Below are 23472 nucleotides of genomic sequence, written 5' to 3'. Positions count from 1 at the left end.
GTCACCGGTGAAACGCTTTTCCGTGCATCGGCGAAGGAGTGCGACCACCCGAACCACGGAAGGCCGCCGATGACACGAGAGACCCGAATATGACCGCGGCGCCCCAGGCGTCCACCGCCGAAGAGCTCAGCGACGCGGCGATCATCGAGCGATCCCGGAACGACCCGGAATGCTTCGCCGCCGTCTTCGACCGCTACTACTTCCAGATCCACGGCTTCGCCGCACAGCGGCTGGGTCCGAGCCTGGCCGACGACGTGGCCGCGGAGACCTTCCTGATCGCGTTCGACCACCGGGCCAGGCCGCAGACCGACGCCCCCTCGCACGCCGCCTACACCGCCGCCCGCGAGGCCCTGGTACGGCATGCCGTCGCCTCGGCCGCGCCGGCGCGACGCGACCGCCGGTTCCTGCCGTCGAGGACGCGCATACTGCTGGCCGCGTCGGCGGCCCTGGCCGCGGGCGCCGCGGCGGTCACGGTCGTGGTCGCCGGGCCCGCGGGGGCGCCCGCCGTCACTTCCGCCGTCTCCGCCGGCCCGACGACCGTCGTGCAGAGGTCGGGGCGGCAGATCCTGCTCGCCGCGGCGACCGCCGCGGCGGCCGCTCCCGAGGAATCGGGTGCCTACTGGTACGTCAAGACCGTGTACACGGACACCAAGGCCGAGCACGAAGCGGAGACGGTGTCCGTGGAGACCTGGACCCGGCGTGACGGCAGGTCCTGGGTCCGGCGGAGCTGGACAGGCGAGGTCGAGAAGAACGACGGTGACCACGGGCACTGGACCGACGGGTTCGACCTGGAGGGCACCAGGCTGAGCTATGAGCAGATCCAGGCGCTCCCCACGGATCCGGACGACCTGATGGCGTGGCTCACCGAGCACGCGACGGGGGTGCTCAGCGAGGAGGCCGCCCGTTACGTCCCGATGCTCGATGTCCTGTCCCGCATGCCCGCACCGCCGGAGGTCCGCGAGGCCGCCTTCCGGGCGCTCGCCGCGCTGCCCAACGTCCGGAGTCTCGGTACCGCCGACGGTGGAGAGAGCCTGGTGGTCAGCCTTTCGGACGGTCAACTCAGGCTGGTGGTGGACGTCGAAGCGGCGCGGCTACGCGAGTCGGCCTTCACCTCGGCTGCCACGAAGCCGGGGAAGAACGGCGCCTCCCTCGTGGAGAAGGCCGAGTGGACGGACGACCTGCCGGAGACGGCTCACTGACGGGACCCGGCGCGCACGCCGGCCGCACGGGTCTCCCGGCGGAAGGCGCCGGCCGTACGGTCTCCTCCGAGCGGAAGGCGCCGGCCGTACGGTCTTCTCCCGGCGGAAGGCGACGGCATCGGCCGTACGGTCCCCTCCGGATGAAAAGTGACGGCGTCGGCCGGGTCCTCCCGGTGAAAAGCGACGGCGCCGGCCACGCGGGGGCGTGGTCGGCGCCGTCAGCGGACGCCGCCGTCAGCGGTCATCCGCCGGAAGAGGCGGTCACCGCTTCGTGTCGGAACGCCGGAAGATCTTGTTGCCGAGCCAGACCAGCGGGTCGTACTTCCGGTCGACGACGCGCTCCTTCATCGGGATCAGCGCGTTGTCGGTGATCTTGATGTGCTCCGGGCAGACCTCGGTGCAGCACTTGGTGATGTTGCAGTAGCCGAGGCCGTGCTCCTCCTGTGCGGAGTCCTTGCGGTCCGCCACGTCGTAGGGGTGCATGTCCAGCTCGGCGATCCGCATGAGGAAGCGCGGACCGGCGAAGGCCGGCTTGTTCTCCTCGTGGTCACGGATCACGTGGCAGACGTTGTTGCACATGAAGCACTCGATGCACTTGCGGAACTCCTGGGACCGCTCGACGTCGATCTGCTGCATGCGGTACTCGCCCGGCTTCACGTCCGCAGGCGGGGTGAAGGACGGGATCTCCCGGGCCTTCTGGTAGTTGAACGAGACGTCGGTGACCAGGTCCTTGATCACCGGGAACGTCCGCATGGGCGTCACGGTGATCGTCTCGTCCTCCGTGAAGGTGGACATCCGGGTCATGCAGCCGAGCTTGGGCTTGCCGTTGATCTCCATGGAGCAGGAGCCGCACTTGCCGGCCTTGCAGTTCCACCGGACCGCGAGGTCGGGCGCCTGGGTGGCCTGGAGTCGGTGGATGATGTCGAGGACGACCTCGCCCTCGTTCACCTCGACGGTGAAGTCCTCCAGCCGTCCCTCGCCGCCCTCGCCCCGCCACACGCGGAACTTCGCCTTGTAGCTCATGTCACTCCTTGGCCGACGTGTCGAGACCGGCCAGCTCTTCGTCCGTCATGTACTTCTTCAGCTCGTCGAGTTCGAAGAGCCTGATCAGGTCGTCACGCATGGACGGCTGGACCTTCTCCTCCACCGTGACCGAGCCGTCCGGGGCCAGGGCGCAGGACAGGAGCCTGCGGCGCCAGTCCGGCGACATACCCGGGAAGTCGTCACGGGTGTGGCCGCCGCGGCTCTCCTCGCGGAGCAGGGCCGCCTTGGCCACGCACTCGGAGACCAGCAGCATGTTGCGCAGGTCGAGGGCGAGGTGCCAGCCGGGGTTGTAGATCCGGCTCCCGGTCGCCCCGACGTGCTGGGCCCGCTCCTTGAGCTTGCCCACCGCCTCCAGCGCCTCGGTGATCTCCTCGGACTTGCGGATGATGCCGACCAGCTCGTTCATCGTCCGCTGCAGCTCCTGGTGGACCACGTAGGGGTTCTCCCCCGACCGCTCCAGCGGCTCCAGCGCCTCGGTCCTGGCCGCCTCCACCGCGTCCTCGGCGACCTTGGGCCGCGCCCGGAGGGCGTCGACGTAGGCGGCGGCCCCGGCGCCCGCGCGGCGGCCGAACACCAGCAGGTCGGACAGCGAGTTGCCGCCGAGCCGGTTGGAGCCGTGCATGCCGCCGGAGACCTCGCCGGCCGCGAAGAGACCGGGGACGGACGCCTGGCCGGTGTCGGCGTCCACCTCGACGCCGCCCATGATGTAGTGACAGGTCGGGCCGACCTGCATGGGCTCCTTCGTGATGTCGACGTCGGCCAGCTCCTTGAACTGGTGGTGCATCGACGGCAGCCGCCGGGTGATCTCGGCGGCGGGCAGCCGGCTGGAGACGTCCAGGAAGACGCCGCCCTGGGGCGATCCGCGACCGGCCTTGACCTCGGAGTTGATGGCGCGGGCCACCTCGTCACGGGGCAGCAGCTCCGGGGGACGGCGGTTGTTCGCCTGGTCGCCGTACCAGCGGTCGGCCTCCTCCTCGGTGGTGGCGTACTTGTCCTTGAACACCTCGGGGATGTAGTCGAACATGAAGCGCCTGCCCTCGGAGTTCCTCAGCACCCCGCCGTCACCGCGGACGGACTCGGTGACGAGGATGCCGCGGACCGACGGAGGCCAGACCATCCCGGTGGGGTGGAACTGGATGAACTCCATGTTGATCAGCTTGGCCCCGGCCAGCAGCGCCAGCGCGTGGCCGTCCCCGGTGTACTCCCAGGAGTTGGAGGTCACCACGTAGGACTTGCCGATGCCGCCGGTGGCCAGCACGACCGCCGGGGCGTCGAAGAGGACGAACCTGCCGTTCTCCCGCCAGTAGCCGAAGGCGCCGGAGATCGCGTCGCCGTCCTTGAGCAGGCGGGTCACCGTGCACTCGGCGAAGACCTTGATGTACGCCTCGGCGTCCCCGTGCCGCCGCTCGTCCTCCTGCTGGAGGGCGACGACCCGCTGCTGCAGGGTGCGGATCATCTCCAGGCCGGTACGGTCGCCGACGTGGGCCAGCCGGGGGTACTCGTGCCCGCCGAAGTTACGCTGGCTGATCTTGCCGTCCTTGGTGCGGTCGAACAGCGCGCCCCACGCCTCCAGCTCCCAGACCCGGTCGGGGGCCTCCTTGGCGTGCAGCTCGGCCATCCTCCAGTTGTTGAGGAACTTGCCGCCGCGCATGGTGTCGCGGAAGTGCACCATCCAGTTGTCGTCGCTGTTGACGTTGCCCATGGCGGCGGCGGCGCCGCCCTCGGCCATGACGGTGTGCGCCTTGCCGAACAACGACTTGCAGATGATCGCGGTCCGCTTGCCCTGCTGGCGGGCCTCGATGGCCGCCCGCAGTCCCGCGCCGCCGGCGCCGATGACGACGACGTCGTATTCGTGACGCTCGATTTCCACAGCAGATCCTTATGCGAACGGGAAGTTGACGATGCCCTTGGCGACCAGCCGGACGTACAGGTCGGCTCCCATGACCGTGAACATCGAGATCAGCGCCAGCTCCTGGTGCTTGGCGTTGAGCTTGGAGACGAAGCCCCAGGCGCGGTAGCGGAGCGGGTGCCGGGAGAAGTGGTTCAGGCGGCCCGCCGTGATGTGCCGGCAGGAGTGACACGACAGCGTGTACAGGTTGATGAAGACCGCGTTGACGATCAGGATCCACGTGCCGAGGCCGAACGGGTTTCCGATGAGGGCCTTCACCGCGTCGATGGCGAGGATCAGGCCGATCACGATCGCCGCGTAGAAGAAGTAGCGGTGGATGTTCTGCAGGATCAGCGGGAAGCGGGACTCGCCGGTGTAGCGGCCGTGCGGCTCGCCCACCCCGCACGCCGGGGGCGAGAGCCAGAAGCCGCGGTAGTAGGCCTTGCGGTAGTAGTAGCAGGTGAAGCGGAACCCGGCGGGCAGGCCGAGGATCAGCAGGCCCGGCGGCAGGGTGTACCAGTCGCCGAACGGCGCGAAGCCGAACAGTCGCGCCTCCTCCGGGCAGGTCGCCTGCGCCAGGCACGGGGAGGCGAACGGCGCGTGGTACGGGGAGACGAAGAAGCTCTTATCGAAGATCGCCCATGTGGCGTAGATCAGGAACGCCATGAAGATGATGAAGGTGACCAGTGGGTAGCGCCACCACCGGTCCGTCCGCAGGGTGCGTTCCTTGATCTGCGCACGTTGCCTTCTGGCCGTGTTCTCGGCCGTTGTCTGGGTCATCGTCGACCTTCCACCTCCCGCGAACCCTGCTGCCGGGGGTCCGGGTGATCTAAGTTGTGCGGCGCACCGCGGGTCGTCGTCGCGCCGGCTCAGCGTGCGCGCGCGTATTGGTGGGGGATACGTTACGACGCGGCCCGGGGGTTGTGTGAGAAAGGTCACTCACATTTTCCCACTCTCGGTGTGATTCCTGTCACGTTGGTCAGGAAGGAGTCACCGGCCAGTCAAGGCCGCCCGCGAGGGCGGGACGTGGGGAGATCGTCGGTCACGGCGGACGGCGGCTGAGAGGCCCGCAGAGCGGCGGAGCGGGACCGGTGAAGATCAGCAGGTGGGCGTCCGGCGGAGGGACCGGAGGGGCACGGGAGGCGGTGCCGGAAGCGGACCGGAGGCGGCGCCGGAAGGCCGCGTGGGGGCACGGGAGGCGGCACCCGAAGGGCCGTACGGGAGGGCCGCCCGGGGGGGACGGCGGGCGGGCCGCGGGGCCGCGACGCGTGGCGGCCCCGCGCCGGCCGGGCGCGACAGAAGCAGAGAGGAGAGAGGTCAGTACCGCTGGTTGCTGCCGGGCAGCTTGACCACGGTCACGAAGAAGTCGTCGATGCGCCGGACCACGCTGATGAACTGGTCGAAGTCGACGGGCTTGGAGACGTAGGCGTTGGCGTGCAGGTTGTAGCTGCGCAGGATGTCCTCCTCGGACTCCGACGTCGTCAGCACGACCACGGGGATGCCCCGCAGCTTCTCGTCGGACTTTATGTCCTGCAGCACCTCCCGGCCGTCCTTGCGGGGGAGGTTGAGGTCGAGCAGGATCAGGTCGGGCCGGGGGGCGTCGGCGTACTCGCCCTCCTGGCGCAGGAACGCCATGGCCTGCTCGCCGTCGTTGACGACGTGCAGCTTGTTCCGGACCTTGTTGAGCTCGAACGCCTCCTTGGTCAGCAGGACGTCACCCGGGTCGTCCTCGACCAGGAGCACGTCGATCCAGCGCAGGTCATTCATCGGTCTCTCCAGTAGGAAGGGTCCACTTGAAGGTCGTCCCCGTCGTACCGGGCTCCGGCTGTTCCACCCAGATCCGGCCGCCGTGGTACTCGACGATCTTCTTGCACAGGGCCAGCCCGATGCCGGTGCCGGCGTAGGCGTCCCGGCCGTGCAGGCGCTGGAAGATCAGGAAGATGCGTTCAGTGTATTTGCCGTCGATGCCTATGCCGTTGTCGGCGCAGGAGAACTCCCACATCTCCCCGTCGCGCCGTACGCCGATGCGGACCTTCGGCGGCTCCTCCGAGCGGAACTTCACCGCGTTGCCGATGAGGTTCTGGAAGAGCTGGGTGAGCTGGGACCGGTTGCCGTGCACCACGGGCAGCTCGTCGCAGGTCACGGTCGCGCCGGCCTCCTCGATGGGCGCGGCGAGGTTCTTCAGCGCGGCCTGCAGGGGCACGTTGGCGTCGAGCATGGTCATCTCCCCGCCGATCCTGCCCACCCGGGAGAAGTCGAGCAGGTCGTTGATGAGGAGCTGCATGCGCTTGGCGCCGTCCACGGCGAAGGTGATGTACTGCTTGGCGCGGGCGTCGAGCTGGTCGCCGTAGCGCTGGTCGAGCATCTGGGTGAAGCTGGCCACCTTGCGCAGCGGTTCCTGCAGGTCGTGGCTGGCGACGTAGGCGAACTGCTCCAGCTCGCTGTTGGAGCGCCGCAGCTCGGCGGCCTGTTCCTCCAGCTTGGTCTGCGCCTCGGAGGCACGCCGCCACTCCGCCAGCATGCGGCGGCGCATGGCGTCCACGTGACCGGACAGCTCCGACAGCTCCGACGGCCGCTCGACCTTGAGGCGGTGGTCGAAGTCTCCCTGGCCGACCGCGCGGACCTGCTCGGTCAGCTCGGCCAGCGGGCGCAGTACGGCGAAGCGCACGATCAGCACCGCGCCGACCCCGGCCAGGGCCAGGACGGCGACGATCACGCCGAGCGCCACGTAGAGCGCGGACCAGCCCTGGTTCAGCCGGACGCTCCCCTCGTCGTGCAGCCGGTTCAGGTGCGTCTGGAGGGTGGACAGCGACCGGCGGACCTCGGTGAACCGCTCGCCGTTGACCGGCGCCATCCGCTGGGCGGACTCGGTCTTGTAGGTCGGCACCGAGGCGATGAGCGGCTCGGCGTAGTCGCGCCGCCAGGCGTCCCCGGTGTCCTTGAGCCGCTGGACCTCGGCGCGGACCGCGTCGCTCTCCGGGATGCGGGGCATGAGCCGTTCGAGCTCGGCCATCGCCCTGCGCTCGTCGGCGACGGCGGAGCGATAGGCCAGCAGGGAACGCTCCTCGTTCGTCCTGCCGTACGTCCGGGCGGCGCTCTCCTGCGCGGACAGCGCGTTGGAGATCTCCAGGGTGCGCAGCGCCGCGGGATCGACGACGTCGACCACGGCGCCCCGCAGCCGGGTGAAGTCCTTCATCGAGGCGACCGCGAAGAGGCCGGTGATCGCCAGGGCCACCGCGATCAGCACGCCGGTGAGCAGGAACCACTGGCCGACCCGGAGCTTGCCGAAGCCCGTCGCGGGCTCGGGGACGGGCAGCGGGCGCAGGCGTCCGCGGTCGCTCATCACGCCTCTTCCCGCTCCCGCCCGCCGGGCCGGGAGACTCCGCCGGGCCGGGAGACTCCGCCGGGCCGGGAGATGAGGACGGTGGCCAGGTCGTCGCTGAGCGCGTCGCGGTTCAGCTCGATCACCCGCTCGATGAGCCGGTCGAGGTGGATGCCGCCCTGCTCGTGGACCAGCCGGAGCAGCCCCTCGGTGCCGAGCAGGTCGGGGCCGCCGCCCACGGTGGCCTCGATCAGGCCGTCGGTGTAGAGGAGCATCGACCACTCGTCGCCCAGCGGCACCTCGATCTCCGACCAGTCGACGCCCTGGAAGATCCCCAGCGGGGGCCCGGAGGGGGTGCCCTGCAGCACGCCGATCGCTCCGTCGCGGATCAGCAGGGGCGGGGGGTGGCCGACCACGTGCATCCGGGCGTGGTCCAGGGAGGCGTCGATCGTGGCGATGCAGAGCGTCGTGAAGATCTCCGGGGACTTGCGTTCGAGGCGCAGCACCGAGTCGAGGGTGCGCAGCAGCTCGTTACCGGTGTGCCCGGCCAGGACCAGGGTCCGCCAGGCGATCCGCAGCGCCACGCCCAGGGCCGCCTCGTCCGGGCCGTGCCCGCACACGTCGCCGACGACCACGTGCACGGCGCCGTCGGGGCCCTGAACTGTGTCCCAGAAGTCGCCGGCGAGCAGGGCGCGGCGGCGGCCGGGGAGGTAGCGGGCCTGGTGGTCCAGGCCGTCGGACTCCAGCAGCGGGACCGGCAGCAGCCTGCGTTCGAGGCGGGCGTTCTCCTTGGCCGTCAGCTGGGCCTCGACGAGGCTGCGCTGCGCCAGGTCGGCGCGCTTGCGCTCCATCGCGTAGCTGATCGCGCGGGCCAGCAGCCTGGCCTCCACGTCCTGCTTGACGAGGTAGTCCTGGGCGCCCGCGGCGACGGCCTCGACGCCGACGTGGGTGTCGTTGAGGCCGGTCAGCACGAGCACCGCGGTGTCGGGCGCCATCGACAGCACCTGTTCCAGCGCCTCCAGGCCGCTGGCGTCGGGCAGGGAGAGGTCCACGAGCACGCACTGGACGTCGGGGGTGAGCCGCTCCCTGGTCTCGGCCAGGCTGCGCGCCCAAATGATCTTATGAGGGTTCTCCGACTCGCCGAGCAGCTCCTCCACGAGGAAGGCGTCGCCCGCGTCGTCCTCGATGAGGAGGATCGTGAGCGTGTCGTTGGAGGGGGCGGTCACGGACGCCTCTTCATGGATTGGGGGCACCTTGTCAACGTATGAAGAATAGTGTGACATCAGGACTCAACGTGCGATGATCAGGCCCGCGGCCTCGCGGCCCTCTCGCAACCGCCCGGTGGCCCCCTCACGGTCCGGCCGGGCGGCGGCGATCCGGCGCGCCCGTCGTCGCCCCGCATCCATCCTGCCTGGATCCCATCCTGTACGGCCCGCCCGCCTCGCGCGCGCCGATCGGGAAACCGTTGCGCCGTTGTGAGACTTCCGTTGCGCCGGCCGGGGTGACGGCGCCTCGGGAGGTGCGGCGCCGGTTCCCGGCAGGGGCGGCGCCGCGCCGATCCCGCGCCCGGGAGGGCTCCGGCCGCTCCGGGCCACGCCGGACGGTGCCGCTCAGCCGGTGATGATCAGCTCCAGCCCCTCGGGCAGACTGCCGTCGTGCGCGGCCTCGGCGAGGAAGAACAGCAGCGTGTCGTGGAAGGCGCGGGCCGCCCGGGTGGGCTCGACGTCCTTGCGGTGGGCGATGGCGATGGTGCGCTGCAGCCCCGGGGGCGCCAGCGGGGTGCCGGTCAGCCCGGGACGGCCGTCCAGGACCATCGACGGGACCAGCGCGATGCCCAGCCCGGCCTCCACGAACCGCAGCACGGCGTCCATCTCGCCGCCCTCCACCGACAGCCGCGGCTCGAACCCGGCCTGGCGGCACGCGCTGAGCGTGGCCTCCCGCAGGTCGTAGCCGCGGCGGAACATCACCATCGGCCGCCCGCGCAGCTCCTCCATCCGCAGGTACGGCCGGCGCACCGGCGCGTCGGTGGGGGAGACGACGACGAGGTTCTCCCGCAGCACCTCCTCGGTGGCCAGCGCCGGGTCGTCGCTCTGCAGCGGCATGATGATCAGCGCCAGGTCGAGCTGGCCGCGGGCCAGGGCACGGACCAGGTCGCGGGAGCCGCCCTCCTCCACCAGCAGTTCGATGCCGGGGTAGTCGCGGTGGAACCGCGCCAGGGCGTCGGCCATCAGCCCGGCGCACAGCGAGGGCGTGGCGCCGAGCCGTACCCTTCCCCGGCGCAGCCCCGCCAGCTCGGCGACCTCCCGCCGCGCGGTGTCGGCGTCGGCCAGTATCCGCCGGGCCAGCGGCAGCAGGGCCTCGCCCGCGGCGGTGAGCGTGACGTTCCCCCGGGCACGGCTGAACAGCGGCGCCCCGAGGTCGGCCTCCAGCGCCTTGATCTGCTTGCTCAGCGAGGGCTGGGCGACGCGCATCCGCTCGGCGGCGTGGGTGAAGTGCCGTGCCTCGGCGACCGCCACGAAGTAGGCGAGTTGCTGGAGCTGCACGCATTTAGCGTACGGATGCCCCGGGGGCGGATCCGGGGTGGCCCCCTGGGAGGGGGACGATGTGAGATTGCTCGCACCCCGCCGCCGGACGCGCGCTCTCAACCTGCGCCGACGCAGAGCCGATAGCCGCGGGCTATGGAAACGAGACTCACGATGACTTGGACGGCGGAAAGGCCCCGTGCCTAGCGTCACATCCGTGACTGCCACCATTGAGCGCGGTTCCGCCACCGCGTCGATCAATCCCCCCGGCGACGCCGCCGCCAAGAAGACGGCCAGGAGGCGCGGCGGGTTCCTGAGCTCCTCCAACGGCAAGAAAGCCGTGATGGCCGTCACGGGCGCCATCATGGTGCTCTTCCTCGTCGTTCACATGATCGGGAACCTCAAGAGCTTCCTCGGCGCCGAGGAGTTCAACTCCTACGCCGCCTCCCTGCGGACCCTCGGCGAGCCGATCCTCCCGCACCGCGTCCTGCTGACCGGGCTGGAGGTCGTGCTGGTCGTCGCGCTGGCGCTGCACGTGTGGGCGGCGGTCTCCCTGGCGCGGCGCGCGGGCCGGGCCCGCCCGGTCAAGTACGCCGTCCGGCGGAGGCCCCAGGCCGGCGGCTACGCCATCCACTTCATGCGCTACGGCGGCGCCGCGATCTTCTTCTTCCTGATCTGGCACCTGCTGGACCTCACCTTCGGCACGGTCAACCCGGCCGGTGGCGCGGGCACGCCGTTCGAGCGGCTGGTGGAGGGCTTCGCCCCCTCGCGCTGGTGGGTGACGCTGTTCTACGTGCTCGCCGTCCTCGCGGTCGGCCAGCACCTGCGCCACGGCCTGTGGAGCGCCTTCCAGACCCTCGGCCGGGCCGGTCGCCGCAGCTACCGGGCGCTGAACGCGGTCGCCGTCACGATCGCCGTGGTGATGGTCCTCGGCTTCCTCGCGGTCCCCGCCGGCGTCATGGCCGGGATCGTCAAGTGAGCGGGACCCGTACGGCGGGCGCGGCGCGGGCCGCACGGCAGGACTGTCTCCAGCGCGGTGAACGAGGAACGGTGGGCGAGAGATGACCATGAACTACACCGAGGGCGCGCCGATCCGCGACACCAAGGCTCCCGAGGGTCCCATCGAGGACCGCTGGGAGAAGCGGAAGTTCAGCGCCAAGCTGGTCAACCCGGCCAACAAGCGCAAGCTGCACGTCATCGTGGTCGGCACCGGCCTCGCGGGCGGCTCGGCCGCCGCGACGCTCGGCGAGCTCGGCTACAACGTCACGTCGTTCTGCTACCAGGACTCGCCCCGGCGGGCGCACTCCATCGCGGCGCAGGGCGGCATCAACGCGGCCAAGAACTACCGCGGCGACGGCGACTCGATCTACCGGCTCTTCTACGACACGGTCAAGGGCGGCGACTTCCGCGCCCGCGAGTCGAACGTCTACCGCCTGGCCCAGGTCAGCGTGAACATCATCGACCAGGCCGTGGCCCAGGGCGTGCCGTTCGCCCGCGAGTACGGCGGCCTGCTGGACACCCGCTCCTTCGGCGGCGCCCAGGTGTCGCGCACCTTCTACGCCCGCGGCCAGACGGGCCAGCAGCTCCTGCTCGGCGCCTACCAGGCGCTGGAGCGGCAGATCGCGGCTGGCACCGTCAAGATGCACACCCGCCACGAGATGCTCGACCTGATCGTCGCCGACGGCCGGGCGCGCGGCGTGATCGTCCGCGACATGGTGACCGGCGAGATCGAGCGGCACACCGCCGACGCGGTCGTGCTGGCCAGCGGCGGCTACGGCAACGTGTTCTTCCTGTCCACCAACGCCAAGGGCTGCAACACCACGGCGATCTGGCGGGCGCACCGGCGCGGCGCCTACTTCGCCAACCCGTGCTACACCCAGATCCACCCGACCTGCATCCCGGTCAGCGGCGACTACCAGTCCAAGCTGACGCTGATGTCGGAGTCGCTGCGCAACGACGGACGCGTGTGGGTGCCGCTCCAGAAGGGCGACGCCCGCCCGGCCTCGGAGATCCCCGAGAACGAGCGCGACTACTACCTGGAGCGCATCTACCCGGCGTTCGGCAACCTGGTCCCGCGTGACATCGCCTCCCGCGCGGCCAAGAACGTCTGCGACGAGGGCCGCGGCGTCGGCCCCGGCGGGCTGGGCGTCTACCTCGACTTCGCCGACGCGATCCGGCGGCTCGGCCGCGACGCGGTGGAGAAGAAGTACGGCAACCTCTTCGAGATGTACGAGCGCATCACCGGCGAGGACCCGTACACCCAGCCGATGCGCATCTACCCGGCCGTGCACTACACCATGGGCGGCCTGTGGGTGGACTACGACCTGCAGTCCACCATCCCGGGCCTGTTCGTGATCGGTGAGGCCAACTTCTCCGACCACGGCGCCAACCGCCTGGGCGCCTCGGCGCTGATGCAGGGCCTGGCCGACGGCTACTTCGTGCTGCCGACGACCATCGGCGACTACCTCGCGAACGGTCCCTACGGGGAGGTCGACGAGGACGCGGTGGCGGAGGCCGAGACCGCGGTGCGCCGGAAGATCGAGCGGCTGCTGACCAACGAGGGCACCCGTACGGCCGACTCCTACCACCGCGAGCTGGGCAAGCTCATGTGGGACTACTGCGGCATGGAGCGCACCGAGGAGTCGCTGCGCAAGGCGCTGGAGCGGATCCCCGAGCTGCGCGAGGAGTTCTGGAAGAACGTCAAGGTCTCCGGCACCGCCGAGGAGCTCAACCAGGCGCTGGAGCGGGCCGGCCGGGTGGCCGACTTCTTCGACCTGGCCGAGCTGATGTGCCTCGACGCCCTGCACCGCACCGAGTCGTGCGGCGGCCACTTCCGCGCCGAGTCGCAGGACGCCGACGGCGAGGCGCTGCGCGACGACGAGAACTTCGCCTACGTCGCGGCCTGGGAGCACGGCGAGGAGGGTCCCGTCCTGCACAGGGAGGCCCTCGAGTACGAGTACGTCAAGATGACCCAGCGGAGCTACAAGTGATTCGGCGGGCCGGCGAGCACGGCGACGTCGTCCACGCCCGCGCCGGGCGAGTGAGCGAAAACGAGGAGCCGCGGGCATGAACCTCACCCTGAAGATCTGGCGCCAGAAGGACGCCCAGGACAAGGGCCGCATGGTCACCTACCGGGTGGAGGACGTCTCCCCGGACATGTCCTTCCTGGAGATGCTCGACGTGCTCAACGAGCGTCTCATCCTGGAGGGCGACGAGCCGGTCGCCTTCGACCACGACTGCCGCGAGGGCATCTGCGGCATGTGCGGAATGGTCATCAACGGTGTCGCGCACGGCGAGCAGGTGGCCACCACCACCTGCCAGCTCCACATGCGGCACTTCGAGGACGACGCGGTCATCACCATCGAGCCGTGGCGGGCCGCGCCGTTCCCGGTGATCAAGGACCTGGTCGTGGACCGCTCGTCGTTCGACCGGATCATCCAGGCCGGCGGCTTCATCTCCGTCCCGGCGGGGTCCGCGCCCGACGCGCACAGCGTCCCGGTGAAGAAGGAGGACGCCGACGACGCCTTCGACGCGGCCACCTGCATCGCCTGCGGCGCGTGCGTGGCGGCCTGCCCGAACGGCTCGGCCTCCCTCTTCACCGCCGCCAAGATCACTCACCTCAGCCTCCTGCCGCAGGGCCAGCCCGAGCGCGAGTCCCGCGCCAAGGCCATGGTCGAGCAGATGGACGCCGAGGGCTTCGGCGGCTGCACCAACACCGGCGAGTGCACCGCGGTCTGCCCCAAGGGCATCCCGCTGGACACCATCGCCCGGATGAACCGCGACTACCTGCGGGCCTCGAAGTAGGTTCCCGCGACAGGGCGGGCCCCGGCCGTCGTCACGAAGGCCGGGGCCCGCTTCGCCACGTCCGGCCCTGTCGTGCCTGGGGTCCGGCGCCGCGGGGAGGCGCCTCCCGCGCAGTGGTCGTCCGTCAGCCGAGTTCGGCGGCGATCTCCCGGCGGAGGGTCTCGGTGTCGATGCCCGCGCCGGTGATGACGCGAGCGCCCACGCCCTGGCCCTCGCGCAGGATACCCAGCAGGACGTGGCCGTCGGAGATGTGTCCGTGCTTGAGGCGTACGGCCTCGCGCAGTGACAGCTCCAGCGTCTTCTTCGCCCGGGGGCTGAACGGGATGTGCCCGCCGGGCCGCCGGCCCCGCGCGGATCCGCGGTCCAGGGCCCCGGGGCCGAAGACGGCCTCGACCCGTTCCCGGACGGCCGAGAGGTCGATGCCGATGGTCTCCAGCGCCTCGGCGTCGAGGCCGCCGCCCGGCGGCGGGGCCAGGCGGGCGACCTCCCGGTAGGCCTGGTCGTGGTCGAGCCCGTGGCGGGCGAGCACCCGCGCGGCGAGGCTCTGGGGCCGGTCGAGCAGGCCGAGCAGGATGTGCTCGGGACCGATGACGCGGTGGTTCAGCCTGCGGGCGTTCTCCTGGGCGAGGACCACCGCCTGCCGGGCGTCCCCCTGGAACCGTTCGAACATCTACCTCTCCCTCCTCAGCAGCCCGCGGCCGCCCGCGTACTTCTTGTGCACCGCCTGCCGGCTGACCTCCAGGCAGTGCGCGATCTCCTGCCAGGACCAGCCCTGTTCGCGGGCGTTGTCCACCTGTAGGGCCTCCAGTCGGTCGACGAGCATCCGCAGCGCCCGCACGGCCCGGAGGCCGACGGCGGGGTCGCGGCTGCCGGCGTCGGAGGCCAGCTGCGCCGTGTCGCTCATGTCTGTCAATTTAGGTTGACGCGGTGATCGTGTCAACCAGGGTTGACGTGATCGTTTCGCCGGAAAATGATTTGCCTGGTGAGAGGGGATCTTGTCAGGCTATGAGAGCCATGCGCTCCCTACCTGTCGCCGATCCCGGCACTCCTGACGCCCGCAGTCCGTTCCGGTACCTGTGCTGGGTCGCCCGCAACCAGGCGGGTCCCCTGCTCCTCGGCGCCGGGTACTCCACCCTGTGGTGGCTGGCGATGGCGTTCGTGCCCATGGTGATGGGCAGCGGCATCGACGCCGTCCGGACCCGGGACACCTCCGCCCTGCTCACCTGGGGTCTCGTGCTGCTGGGCCTCGGCGCCCTGCAGTCGGCCGCCGGGATCCTGCGCCACCGGATGGCCGTCTACAACTGGCTGGCCGGGGCCTACCGCACCGTCCAGGTCACCGTACGGCAGGCCACCCGGCTGGGCGCGACCCTGCCCAAGCGCATGTCCACCGGCGAGGTCGTCAGCGTCGGCAACTCCGACATCGCCCACATCGGCAACGCGATGGACATCCTGCTGCGTGCCAGCGGCTCGGTCGTCGCCGTCGTCGCGGTGACGGTCATCCTGATCGGCACCTCGCTGCCGCTCGGCCTGACGGTGCTCGTCGGCGTCCCGGCCATGGCCCTCGCCGTCACGCCGCTGCTGCGCCCGCTGAACCGGCGTCAGCACGCCCACCGCGACCTGACGGGCGAGCTGTCCACCCGCGCCGCCGACATCGTCGCCGGTCTGCGGGTGCTGCGCGGCATCGGCGGCGAGCAGGTCTTCGCCGACCGCTACGTCACCGACTCCCAGCGGGTACGGCGGGCCGGCGTGAGGGTCGCCTCGGTCGAGTCGCTGCTGGAGGGCGCGCAGATCCTGCTGCCCGGCCTGCTGATCGCCGCGGTCACCTGGCTGGGCGCGACCTTCGCGACGCGGGGCGAGATCACCGTCGGTCAGCTCGTCGCCTTCTACGGCTACGCCGCCTTCCTGATCACCCCCCTGCGGACGCTCATCGAGGCGGCCGACAAGTTCACCAAGGGACACGTCGCCGCCCGCCGGGTGGTGCGCATCCTCTCCCTGGAACCCGAGGTGGACGGCGGCGCCGCGACCTCCCCGGGAGGACTGCTGCGCGACGTGGCCTCCGGCGTCGCCGTACGGCCCGGCACGTTCACCGCCCTCGCCGCGGCCACGCCGGAGGAGGCCGCCGCGATCGCCGACCGGCTCGGCCGCTACCGCGACGGCGACGTGGACTTCGGCGACGTGCGGCTCGACACCCTGCCGATCGCCGAGGTGCGCCGCCGCATCCTGGTCGCCGACAACGACGCCGCGCTCTTCGCCGGAACCCTCCGCGACGAGCTGGACGTCGCCGGCACGGCCTCCGACGACGACCTCGCCGACGCGCTGTACGCCGCGTGCGCCACCGACATCGTCGACGCGCTGCCCGACGGCCTCGACGGGCACGTCGCCGAGTCGGGCCGGGAGTTCTCCGGCGGCCAGCGTCAGCGGCTCCGCCTGGTCCGGGCGCTGCTCGCCGACCCGGAGGTGCTGATCCTCGTCGAGCCCACCAGCGCGGTGGACGCCCACACCGAGGCCCGCGTCGCCGACCGGCTGGCCAAGGCCCGCGCGGGCCGTACCACGCTGGTCTGCACGACCAGCCCGCTGGTGCTCGACCGCACCGACCACGTGATCTACGTCGAGGGCGGCGTGGTGCGCGCCCAGGGCGCCCACCGCGACCTCCTCGCCACCGCCCCCGCCTACGCCGCCGTCGTGACCCGAGGAGAATCATGAGCCGCGAGGGGGCGCCGGTGTCTGGACTGAGGAGAGAGCGAGCGAAGCGAGTGAACGACGAGGGAAGACACCGGGTCTCAGCCCCCGAGCCGCGACACGAAGTGTCGCCATGAGCAGAGAGATTCTCCCGGTCGCGGGGGAGGCGCAGGTCCGCGCCTACGCCCGCCGGCTCACCCTGAAGTACCCGCGCGCCCTGTCGCTGGCGCTCGGCCTGCACGCGCTGGCCGCCGTCGCGGGACTGGCCGTGCCGTGGCTGCTGGGCCGGCTGGTCCAGGACGTGCAGGACGGCACCGGGGTGAACGTCACGGCGGTCGCGCTGGGCATCGCCGGGTTCCTGGCCGCCCAGGCGGTGCTGATCAGGTACGCCGTCTACGCCTCCTCCGCGCTCGGCGAGAAGGTCCTCGCCGAGCTGCGCGAGGAGTTCGTCGGCCGGGTGCTCGACCTGCCGCTGTCCACCGTCGAGCGGGCCGGCTCGGGAGACCTGATCTCCCGTACCTCCCGCGACGTCGACTCGCTGTCGCGCACCGTACGGCGCGCCGTGCCCGAGACGCTGATCGCGCTGGTCACCTGCGTGATCACCATCGGCGCGCTGCTGGTCGCCGGGCCGCTGCTGGTGCTGCCCTCGCTGCTGGCCGTACCGGTCCTGTGGTTCACCACCCGGTGGTACCTCAAGCGGGCGCGCGACGGCTACCTGCGCGAGAGCGCCGCCTACGCGGACATGACCGACGGCCTGGCCGAGACGGTCAACGGCGCCCGCGCCGTGGAGGCCCTCGGCCTGCAGGAGCGCAGGCACCGCCGTACCGACGACGACATCGCCCGCTCCTGGGCGGCCGAGCGCTACACCCTGGGCCTGCGCACGGTCTGGTTCCCCGCGGTGGAGATGGGCTATGTCATCCCGATCGCGGCGACCCTGGTCATCGGCGGCCTGTTCCACGCGAACGGCTGGGTCACGCTGGCCCAGGTCACCACCGCCACCCTCTACGTCCAGCAGCTCATCGACCCGCTGGACCGGCTGCTCATGTGGATCGACGAACTCCAGGTCGGCGGCGCCTCCATGGCCCGCCTGCTGGGCGTCGCCGAGGTGCCCGACGACCGCGCGCCCGGCGCGCGCGTCCCGGACGGCGAGGAGATGCGGGCCGACGGCGTCCGCTACGCCTACCGCGAGGGCCACGACGTCCTGCACGGCATCGACCTGGTGGTCCGGCCGGGGGAGCGGCTGGCCATGGTCGGCCCCTCCGGCGCGGGCAAGTCCACGCTGGGCCGGCTGCTGGCGGGCGTCCATGGCCCGCGCGACGGCGAGGTCACCGTCGGCGGCGTCCCGCTGGTCGAGCTCCCGCTGGACGGCCTGCGCGGCCACGTCGCCCTGGTGACCCAGGAGCACCACGTCTTCCGGGGCACCTTGCGCGACAATCTGCTGATCGCCCGCCCGGACGCCGGCGACGACGCCGTCCACGCGGCCCTCGCCGCGGTGGACGCCGCCGAGTGGGTCGCGGCCCTGCCCGACGGCCTGGACACGGTCGTCGGCTCCGGCGGCCACGCGGTCCCGCCCGCCCACGCCCAGCAGATCGCCCTCGCCCGGCTGGTCCTGGCCGACCCGCATACCCTGGTCCTGGACGAGGCGACCTCGCTGATCGACCCCAGGGCCGCCCGCCACCTGGAGCGGTCGCTGGCCGCGGTCCTCGACGGCCGTACGGTGATCGCCATCGCCCACCGCCTCTACACGGCGCACGACGCCGACCGGGTCGCGGTGGTCGAGGACGGCCGGATCAGCGAACTGGGCTCCCACGACGAGCTGGTCGCGGCGGGCGGGTCCTACGCGGCCCTGTGGAGCAGCTGGCACGGCACCCCGCGGCGGTGAGGTGATCTCAGCGACCTCCATGTCAGGTGCAATGCTCGAAATGGGGAAAAGCTCAAACCTCGAAAGCCGAGACCTCCGTATAGACGCCGCATGCGGCTTGATGCCTCAACAGGTTTGACAGTTACTGCGGTGCGTACATCGGGCGATATCTCACGAGCACGTCAGCCTATCGATCGGGCGACCTTTGGCATACGGCAGCAAAGGATCTAACACCCTTTCAGAGGCCAGGTGTCCACCCGATAGGGGCAGTTCCAAACCCTCTGCCTACCCCAGAGATCCGACAGTGACGGAATCCATCTTTCCCGTTACTGAAAAGGATCTTTACACAAGATCGCAACATATGTGATGATCACTCCGTTTTGCCACGCCTGTTCGAAAGGCTCGAGTGAACCCATCACGAACAGCGTCCGGCTCATCCAGCCGGACGCGCCGTCGCGCTGCCCTGATCGCGGTCCTGACCATGCCGCTTTCACTGATGAGCGCGCCCGCGATCGCCCAGGGCCCCACGCCACCCCCCACCACTACCCCCGCTCCTACGCCCACTCCCACGACGCCGCCGAGTGCCCCCGCCACGCCGACGAGTAAGGCGTTGGCGCAGGCTAAGAAGGACAACCGGCGCATCGAGATCGAGGCACTGCGCTCGGAGACCGCCACTTACTACGCCAACCCCGACGGCAAGACCCTGCGGATGGAGCAGTACCTGGAGCCCATCCGAGTCAAGAACGCCAATGGCGACGGCTTCACCCCGATCGACACCACTCTCGTCAAGGCAGACGGGGTCATCAAGCCCAAGGCGGCCAAAGGCGGCCTGACGCTGTCCGCCGGCGGCGACACCGAAGCGATCAAGAGCAGGAACGGCGACATCGCCGCCCGGATCGACGCTCCGCGCACGTTGCCCAAGCCCACGCTCAACGGCAGCACCGCCACCTACTCCTCCGCGTACGGCAAGGGCGTCGACCTGGTCGTCACCGCCACCCCGACCGGGTTCCGCCAGCAGATCGTCATCCGGGAGCGCCCCGCCGGACCGGTGACCTTCCGCGTCCCGGTTGATCTGCCCACGGGCGTCTCCTTCGGCAGGAACGCCAAGGGGCAACCGGCACTGAAGAGTGCCGACGGCAAGCAGAGCCTCGACATCCGGCCCGCGGCGCTGCTGGATGCGGCCGCGGCTGACGCGAACGCCGACCTGGGCTCCGTCCGGGTCGGCAGGGCGCAGGTGAGTCTGGACGGCTCGGCGCTGGTGTACAGCCCCGACCCGGCCTTCCTCGCCGACCCGGCGACGACGTTCCCGGTGACCATGGCCGTCGTCGACGACGACTGGTACGAGTGCACCCTCGGTACGCCTTGCCCTCCCGGCGATCCCATGGACACGTACATCAACGACGTGGACCTCACCGACAGCTGGGACATGCACTACCGCGACCAGATGTGGGTCGGCAAGTCCTACTCCAGTAACATCGCCAAGCGCTGGCGCGCCTACATCCAGTTCCCGCTTCCCCAGGCCGGCGACCCGTTCTGGGGCTCCAGGATCCAGAACGCCGACCTGGAGTTGTGGAACTACCTGTCCAACGACTGCGGCGGATCCGTCGGATCCGGAATCACCGCGCGGCGGATCACGTCCGATTGGGACCACCTGACCCTGCAGTGGAACGCCCAGCCATCGGTCACCAACGTGGGTGCGGACACCGAGTACGGGGCCTACAGCCCCGACTGCTCCGGTTCGCTGAACTACGAGCACGACCTCATCCACTCGGTTGACACCATTGTCCAGGCCTGGGCGGACGGGGAGCCGAACTACGGATTCCGGCTCACCGCGGGTGACGAATCCGAACTGCGGAACTGGCGCCGCTACCGTAGCCGGGAACAGACTCAGGGTTATCCCGCCCACGGCCCCCGGCTCACAGTTGACTTTGCCCCAACGAGGAATGTCGCTTCGGTGTACCTCCTTGAGATGGACGAGACTCCCCCCGCGACGACATATGAACTTGATCAATGGGCGGCGAATGGCCGAGTCTCCACTTCTCTGCCACAGCCGGAGCCGATCACCAACGCGCAGGACGGGGAGTATCGGGCCGCAAGCGATCAGGACTACGCCGCCTCTACGGATGATCTCGAGCTGACGCCGGTCGAGGCACCGGACACGGGAATCGCTGCCCGCTGGCCCTTCAGTGAAGCCTCCGGCACGAGGGCCGCCGACGTTTCAGGGAAGAACCATTCAGCCACCGTCAACACAGGTGTCGCATGGACTCCTGGAGTCAGCAATTCTGCCCTCACCAACGTTGGCGTTGGCGACGCAGCTCGAAACGCCCCTGCCTCGGAGAGCCTCCTCCCGGCACGGATTGCCGCCGCACAGCGGGCTGCGACGCAGAACATCAAGGTAGAAGTGACCGAAGAAACATCGGCGACCAGCATCACCTACGCCCAGCCGGACGGGAAGACGTTCACAACTGAGGTCACGACCGGTCCAGTGCGAGCCAGCCGGGGCAGCAGCTGGGTGCCGATCGACATCGCCCTAGCCGAGCAAGGTAACAAGCTGCGACCCAAGGCCATCGCCGAGGGCGTGGTCGTGGAGATCTCCGCCGGTGGCGAGGATCCGTTCGTGAAGATGACCGCCGACGGTAAGTCGTACGCGCTGCGCTGGCCGACGCCGCTGCCCAAGCCGACCGTCAAAGGCAGCGTGGCCACCTACACCGACGCCGCCGGAGCCGGGGCCGACCTGGTGGTGGCGGCGTTGCCAGCGGGGTTCCGGTATGAGGTGGTGCTGCGGCAACGGCCCACCACGCCGTTGAAACTGCGCATCGGCGTCGACGACGACGGGCTGACCCTGACCGAGGACAAGAACGGCCGCCTCCTGCTGAAGGGCAAGGGCAACAAGCCGGTCGTCTCGGCGGCGCAGCCGGTCATGTGGGACGGCAGCGCCAAGGGTCGGCCCGTGTCGGCCAAGCGCGGCAAGGCCGGTACGGACGTGGTCACCAAGGACGGCCGCACCGAGCTGCTGCTCATGCCGGATCAGGCGTTCCTGGCGGACGCCGGCACCGCCTATCCGGTGCGCCTGACGGCGGCGGTCACGCTGCCACTCGGCGCTGACGTGGACGTCAGCACGTACGACGTCGACCTGCCCTCCATACCGGGCAGCGAGTACCTCACGGCCGGCACCATGACGGGCGGGTTCAAGGCACGGGCGCACCTGAAGTTCGACACCACGGGCTTGCGGGGTAGCACGGTGACCGATGCCCGGTTGTCGATGAACACCATCGACGCTCACAACTGTGGTCCCGCGCTCACCAACGGCATTCAGGTCGCCCGCCTGACCGGTGCCTGGGGCCTGGACGGCATGTACTGGGCCGGCAAGCCCGCCTTCACCACCGAGGACGCCTCCACCAACTTCAAGGGTGTCAATGCCGACTGCGCCACCTGGCCCGACAGCATGGAGTGGAACGTCACCGGCATCGCCCAGGACTGGGCCGCCGGCGCCGCCGACCATGGCTTGGTGCTCAAGTCGCCCGGTGAGACGAACATCAACAACTACCGGACGTTCACCTCGGCGGAGAACGCCGAGGAGTTCGGCCGCCCGCCGCTGCTGACCATCACCACCAGCGGCCCCTCCTCCGCGCCCACCGCCACCAACCCGGCTATCACCCCGACGCAGGCCGGCGGCGGCACCACCACGGTCACCTCGCTCACCCCGCAGCTCGCCGCCACCGTCGCCGACACCGCGAGCGGCAGCCTCACCGGCCAGTTCGAGGTCGAGCACGACCCGGCCGCGACCGGGCAGGGCACCGGGCAGATCTGGACCGGCGCCTCTCAGGCGGTCACGTCCGGCGGGCAGGCCACCGTCAGCGTTCCCGCTGGGAAGCTGACCGACGGCTGGAAGATCCGCTGGCGGGTCCGCGCGGCCAACGCCACTGCCTCGACCACCTCGGCGTGGTCGGCCTGGCAGACGGCCACGGTCGACGTGCCCAACCCCACGGTCGGTGCCTTCCAGGTCACCCCCTCCCAGGTGGTGAACGGCGTCGTCACGGCCACCAGCATCACCCCGACCCTGCACACCACCGTCACCGACCCGGCCGCCCAGCCGGTGCGGGCCGAGTTCGAACTCGAGCACGACCCGGCCGCGACCGGGCAGGGCAGCGGCCAGATCTGGGCCGAGGCCGTGAACAACGTCGCCTCCGCCACCCAGGCCAGCGTCATCGTCCCCGACGGAAAACTGACCGACGGGTGGAAGGTGCGCTGGCGCGCTCGGGCGGTCAACACCGCCACCACCGTCGGCTCACCATGGTCACCCTGGCAGGCACTAACCATCGATGTGCCAGACCCGGTCTCTGAACCAGCGGTGGGGGCGCTGCAGGTCAACCCGTCGCAGCAGGTAGACGGGACGACCGTCACCAGCAGCCTGACGCCGACGCTTCTCGTCCAGGTGAGCAATCCCGTGGGAGGCACGCTCAGGGCGGAGTTCGAAGTCGAGCACGACCCCGTCGCGGCCGGGCAGGGCAGCGGCCAGATCTGGGCCAGCGCCGTCGACAATGTCCCCTCCGGCACCCAGGCCAGCCTTGCCATCCCTGACAGCAAGCTGACAGACGGATGGAAGATCCGCTGGCGCGCCCGCGCAGTAGCTGGCGAATTGGCCTCAGGCTGGGCCGACTGGCAGGTCCTCACCGTCGCCTTGCCAAAGCCCAGCGTGCATGATCTGACGGTTACGCCGTCTTCTGTCGTGGATGGCACCACGGTGACGACAGTGACCACGCCGATGCTGAAGGCAACCGTGACTGATCCTCAAGGGCGGACACTGCGGGCAGAGTTCGAGGTCGAGCATGACCCTGCTGCAGAGGAGGGGCAGGGCACAGGCTCTATTTGGGCTGCCGCGGTAGACAATATCGCCTCTGGTACCGCAGCGACTGTCACGGTACCGGACGGCAAGCTCACCGATGGATGGAAGATCCGCTGGCGTGCCCGCGCCATTTCCGGAGAAATGGTTTCGCCATGGGTGGACTGGCAGCAAGCCACAGTAGATGTGAGCGAATCAGGTAATGGACCTTTCGCTCAGACTACGGGCCCGGTTCTTCGGACCGATCAGGCTTTCACTGAGGCTTTTTCATCCTCGCGCGATCTCGTAGTTCTGCAGGACGGCGATGGCC

The 23472-nt window shown here is 70.3% G+C and carries 16 protein-coding genes; 7 read left to right on the top strand and 9 right to left on the bottom strand.

All coding sequences use genetic code 11. From position 1 onward, the window contains the following. The first annotated feature begins 89 nt into the window (after window positions 1-89). On the top strand, window positions 90-1199 hold the full coding sequence (locus tag AB0D67_RS30880; protein ID WP_362943873.1) for a CU044_5270 family protein: 1110 nt from the start codon (window positions 90-92) through the stop codon (window positions 1197-1199). A 261-nt stretch (window positions 1200-1460) separates the two neighbouring features. On the opposite strand, the gene AB0D67_RS30875 is transcribed toward AB0D67_RS30880, so the two are convergent. The 7 genes from AB0D67_RS30875 to AB0D67_RS30845 form a co-directional block, all read right to left on the bottom strand. Next, window positions 1461-2222: a succinate dehydrogenase/fumarate reductase iron-sulfur subunit gene (locus tag AB0D67_RS30875; protein WP_362943871.1), complete on the bottom strand. Its 762-nt coding sequence runs from the start codon at window positions 2220-2222 to the stop codon at window positions 1461-1463. 1 nt (window position 2223) lies between these two features. Further along, window positions 2224-4113 (bottom strand): fumarate reductase/succinate dehydrogenase flavoprotein subunit, encoded by a 1890-nt coding sequence (locus AB0D67_RS30870; protein ID WP_362943869.1) that lies wholly within the window; start codon window positions 4111-4113, stop codon window positions 2224-2226. 9 nt (window positions 4114-4122) lie between these two features. Beyond that, window positions 4123-4911, bottom strand: a complete 789-nt coding sequence (locus AB0D67_RS30865) for a hypothetical protein (protein WP_362943867.1) — start codon at window positions 4909-4911, stop codon at window positions 4123-4125. A gap of 537 nt (window positions 4912-5448) precedes the next feature. After that, entirely contained in the window at window positions 5449-5898 is a 450-nt protein-coding gene (locus tag AB0D67_RS30860; RefSeq protein ID WP_362943864.1) for a response regulator, read from the bottom strand. Beyond that, the gene (locus AB0D67_RS30855; RefSeq protein ID WP_362943862.1) at window positions 5891-7474 is read right to left on the bottom strand and encodes an ATP-binding protein; all 1584 of its coding nucleotides are present in this window, start codon (window positions 7472-7474) and stop codon (window positions 5891-5893) included. Before AB0D67_RS30855 ends, AB0D67_RS30860 begins: the two co-directional genes overlap by 8 nt. After that, on the bottom strand, window positions 7474-8706 hold the full coding sequence (locus tag AB0D67_RS30850; RefSeq protein ID WP_362943860.1) for a SpoIIE family protein phosphatase: 1233 nt from the start codon (window positions 8704-8706) through the stop codon (window positions 7474-7476). The genes AB0D67_RS30855 and AB0D67_RS30850 overlap by 1 nt, the downstream gene beginning before the upstream one ends. A 357-nt stretch (window positions 8707-9063) precedes the next feature. Beyond that, entirely contained in the window at window positions 9064-9996 is a 933-nt protein-coding gene (locus AB0D67_RS30845; RefSeq protein WP_362943858.1) for a LysR substrate-binding domain-containing protein, read from the bottom strand. A 322-nt stretch (window positions 9997-10318) separates the two neighbouring features. Here AB0D67_RS30845 and AB0D67_RS30840 point away from each other — a divergent pair, with 322 nt between their 5' ends. The 3 genes from AB0D67_RS30840 (at window position 10319) to AB0D67_RS30830 (ending at window position 13779) form a co-directional block, all read left to right on the top strand. Further along, window positions 10319-10954, top strand: a complete 636-nt coding sequence (locus tag AB0D67_RS30840; RefSeq protein WP_362943938.1) for a succinate dehydrogenase cytochrome b subunit — start codon at window positions 10319-10321, stop codon at window positions 10952-10954. A gap of 82 nt (window positions 10955-11036) precedes the next feature. Then, window positions 11037-12965, top strand: a complete 1929-nt coding sequence (locus AB0D67_RS30835; RefSeq protein ID WP_362943856.1) for a fumarate reductase/succinate dehydrogenase flavoprotein subunit — start codon at window positions 11037-11039, stop codon at window positions 12963-12965. Window positions 12966-13041: 76 nt separating this feature from the next. Then, entirely contained in the window at window positions 13042-13779 is a 738-nt protein-coding gene (locus AB0D67_RS30830) for a succinate dehydrogenase/fumarate reductase iron-sulfur subunit (RefSeq protein ID WP_362943854.1), read from the top strand. 124 nt (window positions 13780-13903) lie between these two features. On the opposite strand, the gene AB0D67_RS30825 is transcribed toward AB0D67_RS30830, so the two are convergent. Beyond that, on the bottom strand, window positions 13904-14449 hold the full coding sequence (locus AB0D67_RS30825; RefSeq protein ID WP_362943852.1) for a Clp protease N-terminal domain-containing protein: 546 nt from the start codon (window positions 14447-14449) through the stop codon (window positions 13904-13906). Further along, the gene (locus AB0D67_RS30820) at window positions 14450-14683 is read right to left on the bottom strand and encodes an RNA polymerase subunit sigma-70 (protein ID WP_362943850.1); all 234 of its coding nucleotides are present in this window, start codon (window positions 14681-14683) and stop codon (window positions 14450-14452) included. Window positions 14684-14793: 110 nt separating this feature from the next. On the opposite strand from AB0D67_RS30820, the gene AB0D67_RS30815 reads away from it, so the two are divergent. The 3 genes from AB0D67_RS30815 to AB0D67_RS30805 all read left to right on the top strand — a co-directional run. Next, the gene (locus AB0D67_RS30815; RefSeq protein ID WP_362943847.1) at window positions 14794-16482 is read left to right on the top strand and encodes an ABC transporter ATP-binding protein; all 1689 of its coding nucleotides are present in this window, start codon (window positions 14794-14796) and stop codon (window positions 16480-16482) included. A 109-nt stretch (window positions 16483-16591) separates the two neighbouring features. Then, the gene (locus tag AB0D67_RS30810) at window positions 16592-18340 is read left to right on the top strand and encodes an ABC transporter ATP-binding protein (protein WP_362943845.1); all 1749 of its coding nucleotides are present in this window, start codon (window positions 16592-16594) and stop codon (window positions 18338-18340) included. Between the two features lie 589 nt (window positions 18341-18929). Beyond that, on the top strand, window positions 18930-23472 hold a 4543-nt coding region (locus AB0D67_RS30805; protein WP_362943843.1), incomplete at its 3' end, for a DNRLRE domain-containing protein.

It is taken from the genome of Streptosporangium sp. NPDC048047, assembly GCF_040653115.1.
Lineage (GTDB): Bacteria > Actinomycetota > Actinomycetes > Streptosporangiales > Streptosporangiaceae > Streptosporangium.
This window is presented reverse-complemented; position numbering and strand designations above follow the sequence as displayed.